The sequence below is a fragment of the Pseudomonas sp. NPDC089392 genome, from assembly GCF_044749595.1.
GTDB lineage: Bacteria > Pseudomonadota > Gammaproteobacteria > Pseudomonadales > Pseudomonadaceae > Aquipseudomonas.
Window position 1 is genome coordinate 13,311 of record NZ_JBIVIF010000005.1, and the last position, 12,036, is coordinate 25,346.

The 12,036-nt window shown below is 64.0% G+C and carries 11 protein-coding genes; 8 read left to right on the forward strand and 3 right to left on the reverse strand.

The genetic code is table 11. The features are described from left to right. Nucleotides 1-19 precede the first annotated feature (19 nt). Nucleotides 20-1,666: a Na+/H+ antiporter gene (locus ACIP1G_RS06965; RefSeq protein WP_400734955.1), complete on the reverse strand. Its 1,647-nt coding sequence runs from the start codon at nt 1,664-1,666 to the stop codon at nt 20-22. A gap of 593 nt (nt 1,667-2,259) precedes the next feature. Here ACIP1G_RS06965 and ACIP1G_RS06970 point away from each other — a divergent pair. The 4 genes from ACIP1G_RS06970 to ACIP1G_RS06985 all read left to right on the forward strand — a co-directional run bounded on the left by ACIP1G_RS06970 (nt 2,260) and on the right by ACIP1G_RS06985 (nt 5,367). Next, nucleotides 2,260-2,607, forward strand: coding sequence for an ArsC family reductase (locus ACIP1G_RS06970; RefSeq protein ID WP_400735284.1), 348 nt, complete (start codon nt 2,260-2,262; stop codon nt 2,605-2,607). A gap of 31 nt (nt 2,608-2,638) precedes the next feature. Beyond that, the gene (gene dapD, locus ACIP1G_RS06975; RefSeq protein WP_400734956.1) at nt 2,639-3,673 is read left to right on the forward strand and encodes a 2,3,4,5-tetrahydropyridine-2,6-dicarboxylate N-succinyltransferase; all 1,035 of its coding nucleotides are present in this window, start codon (nt 2,639-2,641) and stop codon (nt 3,671-3,673) included. An 81-nt stretch (nt 3,674-3,754) separates the two neighbouring features. Then, a complete protein-coding gene (locus ACIP1G_RS06980; RefSeq protein WP_400734958.1) occupies nt 3,755-4,960 on the forward strand; it encodes a cysteine desulfurase in 1,206 nt (401 codons plus the stop codon). Beyond that, nucleotides 4,957-5,367 carry a SufE family protein gene (locus ACIP1G_RS06985; protein ID WP_400734959.1) on the forward strand — a complete coding sequence of 137 codons (411 nt, stop codon included), beginning with the start codon at nt 4,957-4,959 and terminating at the stop codon, nt 5,365-5,367. Before ACIP1G_RS06980 ends, ACIP1G_RS06985 begins: the two co-directional genes overlap by 4 nt. 213 nt (nt 5,368-5,580) lie before the next feature. Here ACIP1G_RS06985 and tcdA read toward each other — a convergent pair whose 3' ends face one another. Further along, nucleotides 5,581-6,390 carry a tRNA cyclic N6-threonylcarbamoyladenosine(37) synthase TcdA gene (tcdA, locus tag ACIP1G_RS06990; RefSeq protein WP_400734961.1) on the reverse strand — a complete coding sequence of 270 codons (810 nt, stop codon included), beginning with the start codon at nt 6,388-6,390 and terminating at the stop codon, nt 5,581-5,583. Nucleotides 6,391-6,509: 119 nt separating this feature from the next. Between tcdA and ACIP1G_RS06995 the strand changes: the two genes are divergently transcribed. The 4 genes from ACIP1G_RS06995 to ACIP1G_RS07010 all read left to right on the forward strand — a co-directional run bounded on the left by ACIP1G_RS06995 (nt 6,510) and on the right by ACIP1G_RS07010 (nt 11,660). Further along, entirely contained in the window at nt 6,510-9,101 is a 2,592-nt protein-coding gene (locus ACIP1G_RS06995; RefSeq protein WP_400734963.1) for a glycosyltransferase, read from the forward strand. A 200-nt stretch (nt 9,102-9,301) separates the two neighbouring features. Then, nucleotides 9,302-10,453, forward strand: a complete 1,152-nt coding sequence (gene dapE, locus ACIP1G_RS07000) for a succinyl-diaminopimelate desuccinylase (RefSeq protein ID WP_400734965.1) — start codon at nt 9,302-9,304, stop codon at nt 10,451-10,453. Beyond that, nucleotides 10,453-11,265, forward strand: a complete 813-nt coding sequence (locus tag ACIP1G_RS07005; RefSeq protein WP_400734967.1) for a putative RNA methyltransferase — start codon at nt 10,453-10,455, stop codon at nt 11,263-11,265. The genes dapE and ACIP1G_RS07005 overlap by 1 nt, the downstream gene beginning before the upstream one ends. A 17-nt stretch (nt 11,266-11,282) precedes the next feature. Continuing rightward, the gene (locus tag ACIP1G_RS07010; protein ID WP_051097386.1) at nt 11,283-11,660 is read left to right on the forward strand and encodes a hypothetical protein; all 378 of its coding nucleotides are present in this window, start codon (nt 11,283-11,285) and stop codon (nt 11,658-11,660) included. A gap of 111 nt (nt 11,661-11,771) precedes the next feature. On the opposite strand, the gene ACIP1G_RS07015 is transcribed toward ACIP1G_RS07010, so the two are convergent. After that, nucleotides 11,772-11,981 carry a cold-shock protein gene (locus ACIP1G_RS07015; RefSeq protein ID WP_003252255.1) on the reverse strand — a complete coding sequence of 70 codons (210 nt, stop codon included), beginning with the start codon at nt 11,979-11,981 and terminating at the stop codon, nt 11,772-11,774. Between the last annotated feature and the right edge of the window lie 55 nt (nt 11,982-12,036).

The following is a 12,036-nucleotide window of genomic DNA, read 5'->3' on the forward strand; positions in this document are numbered from 1 at the left end:
CAAAGCAGCCCCCAGCGATCTATTTGACCTGCCCCAGGTTCGCCTCACTCATATCCAGCTCCCCCAGCACCTGCCGCACCACCTCATCCCCCACTTCGTGCTGGCGATGCAGGTTGTACAGCTCCAGCCGCTGCGCCCTTAGCGCGCGCAAGCGCAAACGCCGCTCCAGCAAATCCATCTGCTCGGCCAGGGCTTTGGCTTCGGCACTGTCGTTATAACTGTCCAGCTCATCCCGGTATTCCGCCATCAAGCGCGCCTTCAGCTCGGTCGCCAAAGTTGCCTGCGCAGCATCCTGCGGGGCATTGCTGTCAATCACTTCCTCTGCCTCCAGGGCATGAATCGCCGCCTCGGCCGTGCGCCGCCAGGCTTCCTGCACCTCCTGGTGCAAGCGCTCATCCGGGCTCTTGGTCACCCCACGCAGCAACAGCGGCAGAGCGATACAGGCACTGATCAACGACAGCAGGATCACCCCGGCAGCAATGAAGATCAGCAGGTCCCGCTCCGGGAAGGCCTTGCCCGCGCCCATCAGCAATGGCACCGACATCACACCGGCCAGGGTCACCGCACCGCGCACCCCACCCAGGGTCAGCAGCCAGCAGGAGCGCGCGGTAGGCATCAGCACCAGCGCGGGCTTGCCGCGCCACCGACGTACCACACCGATCGAACGCCAGATGCTCTGCACCCAGACAAACCGCAGCAGGATCAGCGCAGCGAAGATCGCCACCACGTCCAGGCAGCGGTAGGCCAGGGTCGGCCAAACAGTCGCTTCATGGCTGACCACGGCCTTGATGATGTCTGGCAGCTGCAAACCCAGCAGCAGGAAGATCAGGCCGTTGAAAGCGAACTCCAGCAGCGACCACACACTACGGTTGAGCAGGCGGGTGCTGGTCTGTCGTGGCAGCAGGTCGAGCCAGCTCTGCATCATGCCGGCCGCCACCGCGGAGAGAATGCCCGACACGCCCAGGCGCTCGGCCAGCACGTAGGCGGCAAACGGCAGTAACAGCATGAACACAACATGGGTGGCAGGGTCGTCCCAGCCGCGGGCGATCATCCAGGTGCGCAGGCGGCCAATCAGCCAGCTAAGGGCCACGCCCACCGCCAGGCCACCCAGGGCGACCAGGACGAAGCTGAAGCTTGCGTCGGTCAGCGAGAACACCCCGGTGATCGCTGCCGCCAGGGCGAACTTGAAGGTCACCAGGCCCGAGGCATCATTCATCAGGGCCTCACCCTGCAGCATGTGCATCAGCGGAGTGGGCAGGCGGTCCTGGGTAATCGCCGAAACGGCCACGGCGTCGGTCGGTGACAGCACAGCGGCCAAGGCGAAGGCCACTGGCAGCGGGATGCTCGGCATCAGCCAGTGAATGAAGTAGCCGGCGCCGACCACAGTGAACAACACCAGGCCCACGGCCAGCGCCACCACCGGCCCACGAATGCGCCACAGCTCGCGTTTGGGAATGCGCCAGCCGTCGGCGAACAGCAGCGGTGGCAGGAACAGGAACAGGAACAACTCGGGGTCCAGGGCCACATGCAGGCCCAGCGTCGGCCACGCCAGCAAGGCGCCAGCGGCAATCTGCACCAGCGGCAAGGGCAGCGGAATCATGCGGCCGACCAGCTTCGACACGCTGACCAGCGTCAGCAGGATGAGGACGGTGTAGGCGGACTGCATCCGGGAAAGCTTCCTTTGTGAACCAGAAACGACAACAGGGCGAAACATCGCCATTGAAACAATATGTTAGCGGCGATCGGCGAGTTGAGGCCGCTGCACGATAGTCGCAGGTGGCAGGTGAATATGTAACATGATGATACTTCGGTTTGGTGGCGGGGCAGGATGGGCCAAGTCTTGCCCAGGGTGCATGCCTAGAGCTTTGCAGTGTGGCGGAGATCGAGCGCCGCCCGCGCGGCGCTTCGCAGCACAAGGCTGCTCCTACATCTGTTTCGGGCCAATCACGCCTGTGCCTGCGTACGCAACCGCCTGGTTTGTCCGACGCGATATCGAGGTGGACACCAAGGGGCCGCGCGCTTGCGCCCCAGGAATAACTGGCCCGAAACAAATGTAGGAGCAGCCTTGTGCTGCGAAGCGCCGCGCGGGCGGCGCTCGATCTCATAAGCGATGCAAGACTCAAGACATGCACACCTGCGGCGCTCGCAAAACCCAAGACATGCACACCCGTGGCGCTCACAACGTCGTTCCCGCATAATCCCGCGACTGACATCGGAAAACGGAGAGATTGGGGCAACCTGTGATCCCCAATGCACACAATGACCTACACGCTCTACGGCATCAAAGCCTGTGACACCATGAAAAAGGCACGTACCTGGCTCGAAGACCAAGCCGTCGCCTACGAATTCCACGATTACAAAACCCAAGGCATCGACCGTGACAGCCTGAACCGCTGGTGCGACGAGCACGGCTGGGAAGTCATCCTCAACCGTGCCGGCACCACCTTCCGCAAGCTGGACGACGCCAGCAAGGCAGACCTCGACCAGGCCAAGGCCGTCGAGCTGATGCTGGCCCAGCCGTCGATGATCAAACGCCCGGTGCTCGACCTTGGCGCGCGTACCCTGGTCGGCTTCAAGCCCGACCTGTACGCCGCTGCCCTGGCCTGAGCCCCTACCCTATTTCGCACGAGGTAATCACATGTCCAATACCCTGTTCAGCCTGGCCTTCGGTGTCGGCTCCCAGAACCGCCAGGGCGCCTGGCTGGAAGTGTTCTACGCACAACCGCTGCTCAACCCGAGCGCCGAACTGGTTGCTGCAGTAGCCCCCGTTCTTGGTTACGAAGGTGGCAACCAGGCCATCGCCTTCAGCAACGCCCAAGCCGCACAACTGGCCGAAGCCCTGAAAGGCGTCGACGCCGCCCAGGCCGCACTGCTGACCCGCCTGGCCGAAAGCCACAAGCCGCTGGTCGCCACCCTGCTGGCCGAAGACGCTGCACTGACCTCTACCCCAGAGGCCTACCTCAAGCTGCACCTGCTGTCGCACCGCCTGGTCAAACCGCACGGCGTGAGCCTGGCCGGCATCTTCCCGCTGCTGCCGAACGTGGCCTGGACCAACCAGGGCGCTGTCGACCTGAGCGAACTGGCCGAAATGCAACTGGAAGCGCGCCTGAAGGGCGAGCTGCTGGAAGTGTTCTCGGTAGACAAGTTCCCGAAAATGACCGACTACGTGGTCCCGGCCGGCGTGCGTATCGCCGACACCGCCCGTGTACGCCTGGGCGCCTACATCGGCGAAGGCACCACCATCATGCACGAAGGCTTCGTCAACTTTAACGCTGGCACCGAAGGCCCGGGCATGATCGAAGGCCGCGTTTCCGCTGGCGTATTCGTTGGCAAGGGCTCGGACCTGGGCGGCGGCTGCTCGACCATGGGTACCCTGTCCGGTGGCGGCAACATCGTCATCAAGGTCGGCGAAGGCTGCCTGATCGGTGCCAACGCCGGTATCGGCATTCCGCTGGGCGACCGCAATACCGTCGAAGCCGGCCTGTACATCACCGCTGGTACCAAGGTGAACCTGCTGGACGAGAACAACGAGCTGGTCAAAGTGGTCAAGGCCCGCGACCTGGCCGGCCAGACCGACCTGCTGTTCCGCCGCAACTCGCTGAACGGCGCGGTTGAGTGCAAGACCCACAAGTCGGCCATCGAGCTGAACGAAGCATTGCACGCTCACAACTGAGAACCTTGCCGGGTTTGAGGTGTTAAGATCGGGTCTGGCGCGAATACGCCAGACCCGATTTTCATTCCAGGCCTCGCAAACATGTTCCAGCCCTCCCCCTGGCGTGCCGATTTCCCCGCCATCGCCGCCCTGCAACGGCAGCACCAGACCTACCTGGACAGCGCCGCCACCACCCAGAAGCCGCAGGCCCTGCTCGATGCCCTGAGCCATTATTACGGCCATGGCGCGGCCAACGTGCACCGTGCCCAGCACTTGCCCGGCGCACTGGCGACCCAGGCCTTCGAAACCAGCCGCGACAAGGTCGCCGCCTGGCTCAATGCCGCCGACTCACGGCAGATCGTGTTCACCCATGGCGCCACCTCGGCACTGAACCTATTGGCCTATGGCCTGGAATACCGCTTCGAAGCCGGTGACGAAATTGCCGTCAGCGCCCTGGAGCACCATGCCAACCTGCTGCCTTGGCAACAGCTTGCGCGCCGGCGCAATCTGCGCCTGGTGGTGCTGCCGCTGGATGCCCGTGGCCACATCGACCTGGACCAGGCATTGCAATTGATCGGCCCGCGCACTCGCGTGCTAGCCGTCAGCCAGTTGTCCAACGTGCTGGGCACCTGGCAGCCGCTGCCGGCCCTGCTGGCCCATGCCCGCGCGCAAGGTGCATTGACCGTGGTCGATGGCGCCCAAGGGGTGGTGCATGGCCGCCACGATGTGCAGCAACTGGGCTGCGACTTCTATGTGTTTTCCAGCCACAAACTCTACGGCCCTGATGGCGTCGGCGTGCTCTACGGTCGCAACCACGCCCTTGAACTGCTGCGCCATTGGCAGTTCGGTGGCGAGATGGTGCAGCTGGCTGAGTACCAGAGCGCCAGCTTCCGCCCAGCGCCGCTGGGCTTCGAGGCGGGCACGCCGCCGATTGCCGGGGTGATCGGCCTTGGCGCCACCCTGGATTACCTGGCCAGCCTCGATGCCCAGGCAGTAGAGACCCATGAAGCCAGCCTGCACCAGCACCTGTTGCGCGGCCTGGCAGACCGCGAGGGGGTGCGCGTGCTGGGCGCACCGCAAACGGCCCTGGCCAGCTTTGTCATTGAAGGCGTGCACAACGCCGATATCGCTCACCTGCTCACCGAGCAGGGCATTGCAGTGCGTGCCGGGCATCATTGCGCCATGCCGCTGCTGGCGGGCTTAGGCCTGGAGGGGGCGATACGGGTGTCGTTGGGTTTGTACAACGACAGTGATGACTTGCAGCGCTTCTTCGACGCGCTGGATCAGGGCCTGGAGCTGTTGCGATGACCCTGCCGGAGCAAGCGTGCCAAGCGCTGGCGGCCTTCGAACAGGGCAAAGGTTGGGAGCAGCGCGCGCGCTTGCTGATGCAATGGGGCGACCGGCTGGAGCCGCTGGCTGACAACGAAAAGACCGAGGCCAACCGGGTGCACGGCTGCGAAAGCCTGGTATGGCTGGTGGCCGAGCAGGTTGATGGGCTTTGGCAGTTCAAGGCCAGTAGCGATGCCCGCTTGTTGCGCGGGCTGCTGGCGTTGCTGCTGGTGCGGGTGCAGGGGTTGGCCAGTGACGAGCTGGCCGGGCTTGATCTGCGGGAGTGGTTTACCCAGCTGGGGCTGGAGCGCCAGTTGTCCCCTTCGCGCAGCAATGGGCTGCATGCGGTGTTGCAGCGGATGGCGGAATTGGCGTCCAACCGCTGAATCGGTGCTGGCTTCTTCGCGGGTGAACCCGCTCCTACAGGGACCGCGCAGCGCTCAGGCTGGTGCTGTACCTGTAGGAGCGGCCTTGTGTCGCGAAAGGGCCGCAAAGCGGCCCCGGCAATCTTCGCGGCCAGGCTGAAAATGTGGGGCCGCTGCGCGCCCCTATCGCGACACAAGGCCGCTCCTACAGGAGACCGAGCAATCCTGTGAGATTTACTCAGGTTTGACCCGCTCCGAAGGCCGTCGCGCACCGGCCACCAGTTTTTCCACCGCCTTGCTCGCCGCCACCATGCCAAAGGTCGCAGTCACCATCATCACCGCACCAAAGCCCCCCGAGCAATCCAGCCGCACACCCTCGCCGACAAAGCTCTTCTGCAGGCACACGCTGCCATCGCCCTTGGGGTAACGCAGCTGTTCGCTGGAGAACACGCACGGCACGCCATAGTTGCGGCTGACATTGCGCGAGAAGTTGTAATCGCGGCGCAAGGTGGAGCGCACCCGCGAGGCCAGCGGGTCGTTGAAGGTCTTGTTCAGGTCGGCGATCTGGATCTGCGTCGGGTCGATCTGCCCGCCAGCGCCACCCGTGGTGACAATGGCAATCTTGCGCCGCCGGCACCAGGCGATCAGTGCGGCCTTGGCCATGACGCTGTCGATGCAGTCGATTACACAATCCAGGTTCTCGGTGATGTACTCGACCATGGTCTCGCGGGTGACGAAGTCGGCCACCGCATGCACGGTGCACGCCGGGTTGATCGCCCGCAGGCGCTCCGCCATCACCTCGACCTTGGCCCGCCCCACTTGCCCTTCCAGAGCATGGGCCTGGCGGTTGGTGTTGCTGACGCAGACATCATCCAGGTCGAACAGGGTGATCTCACCCACGCCACTACGGGCCAGCGCTTCGGCCGCCCACGAACCCACCCCGCCAATACCGACCACGGCCACATGGGCCTGGCCCAGGCGTTGCAGCCCCTGGTCACCGTACAGCCGGGCTACGCCGGCAAAGCGTGGATCTTCTGTGCTCATGTTCATACCCCAAAAAACCGGCGCGCATTATATGCCAGCGGGCCCATGGCCTGCATCGTTAGGAAAGAGACTACCAACCCTGCTTTAATGTCCTATCACTTCGACACATATGGACGACAATGTCTTCACGAAAATTCGGCCTGAACCTGGTCGTGGTCCTGGCCATCGCCGCGCTGTTCACCGGCTTCTGGGCGTTGATCAACCGCCCGGTATCCGCACCTGCCTGGCCGGAACAGATCTCCGGCTTCTCGTACTCGCCGTTCCGCCTTGGCGAGAGCCCGCAAAAGGGCCAATACCCCAGCGAAGACGAGATTCGCCAGGACCTGGAACAGCTGAACAAGCTGACCGACAACGTCCGTATCTATACCGTCGAGGGCACCCAGGCGGAAATTCCCCGGCTGGCCGAGGAGTTCGGCCTGCGGGTGACCCTGGGTATCTGGATCAGCAACGATCTGGAACGCAACGAACGCGAGATTGCCAAAGGCATCGAACTGGCCAACAACTCCCGCAGCGTGGTGCGCGTGGTGGTCGGCAACGAAGCGCTGTTCCGCAAAGAGGTCACACCTGAAGAACTTATCCAGTACCTCGACCGTGTACGCGCCGCCGTCAAGGTACCAGTGACCACCAGTGAACAATGGCATATCTGGAAGGAACACCCGGAACTGGCCAAGCACGTCGATTTGATCGCCGCACACATCCTGCCGTACTGGGAGTTCGTACCGATGAAAGATTCGGTGCAGTTCGTCCTCGACCGCGCCCGCGAGCTGCGCCACCAGTTCTCGCGCAAGCCGCTGCTGCTTTCGGAAGTCGGCTGGCCAAGCAACGGCCGCATGCGCGGTGGCGCCGACGCCACCCAGGCCGACCAGGCCATCTACCTGCGCACCTTGGTCAATACACTGAACCGCCGTGGCTACAACTACTTCGTCATCGAGGCTTACGACCAGCCATGGAAGGCCAACGATGAGGGCTCGGTGGGCGCCTATTGGGGCGTGTACAACGCCGAACGCCAGCAAAAGTTCAACTTCGAAGGGCCGGTGGTGGCGATCCCGCAGTGGCGTGCCCTGGCGGTAGCCTCAGTGGTGCTGGCGATGATTGCCCTGATGGTGCTGTTCATCGACGGCTCGGCCCTGCGCCAGCGCGGCCGTACCTTCCTCACCTTCATCACCTTCCTGTGCGGGTCGGTACTGGTGTGGATCGCCTACGACTACAGCCAGCAATACAGCACCTGGTTCAGCCTGACCGTGGGCGTGTTGCTGGCGCTCGGCGCGCTGGGCGTGTTCATCGTGCTGCTCACCGAGGCCCACGAACTGGCCGAGGCAGTGTGGATCCACAAGCGCCGCCGCGAGTTCCTGCCGGTGCAGGCCGACAGCGCCTACCGGCCCAAGGTGTCGGTGCATGTGCCGTGCTACAACGAGCCGCCAGAGATGGTGAAGCAGACCCTCGACGCCTTGGCCGCGCTGGACTACCCCGACTACGAAGTACTGGTGATCGACAACAACACCAAGGACCCGGCCGTGTGGGAGCCGCTCAAGGCCCACTGCGAGAAGCTCGGCGAGCGCTTCAAGTTCTTTCACGTCGCACCCCTGGCCGGCTTCAAGGGCGGCGCGCTGAACTACCTGATCCCGCACACCGCCAAGGACGCCGAAGTGATCGCGGTGATCGACTCGGACTACTGCGTCGACCGCAACTGGCTCAAGCACATGGTGCCGCACTTCGCCGACCCGAAAATTGCCGTGGTGCAGTCGCCGCAGGACTACCGCGACCAGCATGAAAGCGCTTTCAAGAAGCTGTGCTACAGCGAGTACAAGGGCTTTTTCCACATCGGCATGGTCACCCGCAACGACCGTGACGCGATCATCCAGCACGGCACCATGACCATGACCCGGCGCAGCGTGCTGCAAGAGCTGGGCTGGGCCGAATGGTGTATCTGCGAAGACGCCGAGCTGGGCCTGCGCGTGTTCGAGAAAGGCCTGTCGGCCGCCTACGCCCATAACAGCTACGGCAAGGGCCTGATGCCCGACACCTTCATCGACTTCAAGAAGCAGCGCTTCCGCTGGGCCTATGGCGCCATCCAGATCATCAAGCACCACGCCAGCGCCCTGTTGCGCGGCAAGGGCAGCGAGCTGACCCGTGGCCAGCGCTATCACTTCCTGGCCGGCTGGCTGCCGTGGATCGCCGATGGCATGAACATCTTCTTCACCGTCGGCGCACTGTTGTGGTCGGCGGCGATGATCATCGTGCCGCACCGGGTCGATCCGCCGCTGATGATCTTCGCCATCCCGCCATTGGCGCTGTTCTTCTTCAAGGTCGGCAAGATCATCTTCCTTTACCGCCGCGCGGTAGGGGTGAACCTCAAGGACGCCTTCGCCGCAGCGCTGGCAGGGCTGGCACTGTCACACACCATCGCCAAGGCGGTGCTGTATGGGTTCTTTACCAGCAGCATGCCGTTCATCCGCACGCCAAAACATGCCGACAGCCATGGCTTGCTGGTGGCGATTTCCGAGGCGCGGGAAGAGCTGTTCATCATGTTGCTGCTGTGGGGCGCGGCGCTGGGCATCTACCTGGTGCAAGGGCTGCCGAGCTCGGACATGCGCTTCTGGGTGGCGATGCTGCTGGTGCAGTCGTTGCCGTACCTGGCGGCGCTGGTGATGGCGTTGCTGTCTTCGCTGCCCAAGCCCGTAGAAAAGGCTGCCGAGGCGCAGCAGGCTTGAGAATGCCAGGGCTGCTTTGCAGCCCATTCGCGGCACAAGGCCGCTCCCACAGGATGACCGCAGCCCATCAGGCATGTGCAATACCTGTGGAAGCGGCCTTGTGCCGCGAATGGGCCGCAACGCGGCCCCACTGCCTCATCGCTTTGATATAAGATAACGCCCCTCAGATTTCCCCGCCTTGCCTTGCCCCGGAGTCCCCCATGACGGCCCCTGCCGAGCTCTCGCCTACCCTTCAACTGGCCTGCGACCTGATCCGCCGCCCCTCGGTCACCCCAGTCGACGCCGACTGCCAGGCGCAGATGATGAACCGCCTGGGCGCTGTGGGCTTCCAGCTGGAGCCGATGCGCATTGAAGATGTCGACAACTTCTGGGCCAGCCACGGTAGCCAGGACGGCCCGGTACTGTGCTTCGCCGGTCACACCGACGTAGTACCCACTGGCCCCGTGCAGCAATGGCAGCATGAGCCGTTCGAAGCGCTGATCGACGCCGACGGCATGCTCTGCGGCCGTGGCGCCGCCGACATGAAAGGCAGCCTGGCGTCCATGGTGATTGCCAGCGAGCGCTTTGTGCAGGACTACCCGAACCACCGCGGCAAGGTCGCCTTCCTGATCACCAGCGACGAAGAAGGCCCGGCCCACCACGGCACCAAGGCTGTGGTCGAACGCCTGAAAGCACGTAACCAGCGCCTGGACTGGTGCATCGTCGGCGAACCGTCCAGCACCACCCTGCTGGGTGACGTGGTCAAGAACGGCCGCCGTGGTTCGTTGGGCGCCAAGCTGACCGTGCGCGGCAAGCAGGGCCATGTGGCCTACCCGCACCTGGCGCGCAACCCGATCCACCTGGCCGCCCCGGCCCTGGCCGAACTGGCCGCCGAGCACTGGGACGAAGGCAATGCGTTCTTCCCGCCCACCAGCTTCCAGATCTCCAACCTCAACTCCGGCACCGGCGCCACCAACGTGGTACCGGGCGAGCTGACCGCACTTTTCAACTTCCGTTTCTCCACCGAGTCCACCGTCGAAGGCCTGCAGGCGCGGGTGTCGGCGATCCTCGACAAGCACGAACTGGACTGGTCGGTCGACTGGGCGCTGTCGGGCCTGCCGTTCCTCACCGAGCCGGGCGAACTGCTGGATGCCGTTTCGGCCAGCATCAAAGGTGTCACCGGCCGCGACACCCAACCGTCGACCAGTGGCGGCACCTCCGATGGCCGCTTCATCGCCACCATGGGCACCCAGGTGGTCGAGCTCGGCCCGGTCAACGCCACCATCCACCAGGTCGACGAGCGCATCCTGGCCAGCGACCTCGACCTGCTGACAGAAATCTACTACCAGACCCTGGTCCGGTTGCTCGCCTGATGCTCGCCTGCCCTCTTTGCCAGGCGCCCCTGGCGCAAGTCGACAACGGTGTGGCCTGCCCTGCCGGCCACCGCTTCGACCGCGCCCGCCAGGGCTACCTGAACCTGCTGCCGGTGCAGCACAAGAACAGCCGCGACCCAGGTGACAACCAGGCTATGGTCGAGGCCCGCCGCGACTTCCTCGACGGCGGCCACTATGCGCCGGTGGCCCGCCGCTTGGCCGAACTGGCCGCCGAGCGCCAGCCTGGCGCCTGGCTGGACATCGGCTGTGGCGAGGGTTACTACACCGCGCAGCTCGCCCAGGCCCTACCGGCCGCCGATGGCTATGCCCTGGACATCTCCCGCGAGGCGGTCAAGCGTGCCTGCCGCCGTGCGCCGCAGGTCACCTGGATGGTTGCCAGCATGGCCCGCGTGCCGCTAGCCGACGCCAGTTGCCAGTTCATCGCCAGCGTGTTCAGCCCGCTGGACTGGGCCGAGGCCAAGCGCCTGCTCAGCCCCGGCGGTGGCCTGATGCGCGTCGGCCCGACCAGCGGCCACCTGATGGAACTGCGCGAAGTGCTCTACGATGAAGTACGCCCTTACGCCGACGACAAGCACCTGGCCCTTGTACCCGAAGGCATGGCCCATGCCCACAGCGAAATCCTCGAGTTCCGCCTGAGCCTTGCCGCGCCCAAGGCCCGCGCCGACCTGCTGGCCATGACCCCGCACGGCTGGCGCGCCAGCGCCGAAAAACGTGCGCGGGTGATCGACCAGCCCGAGCCGTTCGAGGTTACGGTTTCCATGCGTTATGACTATTTCGTGCGCCAAGACTGAGCACAACCGGAGCCCTTATGCGTCAACCTGATATCGAGATCTACCTGAAGGACGCCGACGTCGACCACAAGCAGATTGCCGAGTGGCTCGCCCAGGCGATCGGCCCGTGCAGCGAATGGAAGCAGAAAGGCCAGACCTTCAAATGCCAGGCCGGTAACATTCCGGTCACTTGGTTACCGAAGGCTGTAGGGAAATGGAACAGCCTGTACCTGGAAAGCGACCAGACGCCATGGGCCGATGACGTTGCCTGCGCCCGCGCCGCATTTGCCGCACTGGGTGTGGAAGTGCGCTGCGCACCGGGTGGCTGGGTGGAGGAAGACGGGGAAGAAGATGCCGACCGCTGGGTCCGCATCAGTGCCGACGGTGAAGAGGAAATCACCTGGCGCACCTCATAAAACTAAAGCCTTGCTCGTTTCTGTAGGAGCGGGTTTACCCGCGAACACGGGCTATGCCCGTGCCAACGATCGGGGTGGCTGCTTTCGCGGGTCAAGCCCGCTCCTACAGGCTCAGAGGCCTACTACGTCTTCGGCTTGCAGGCCTTTCTGGCCCTGCACGCAGGCGTATTCCACGCGCTGCCCTTCGACCAGGGTACGATGCCCCTCACCGCGGATCGCCCGATAGTGGACGAACACATCCGCACCACCTTCGCGCTGAATGAAGCCATAACCCTTGGCATCGTTGAACCACTTTACATTCCCAGTCTCACGAGACGACATCTGAACTACTCCGGATTTTTATTGTGAAAATCGCCTTGCAGGCATGGGGTTACCT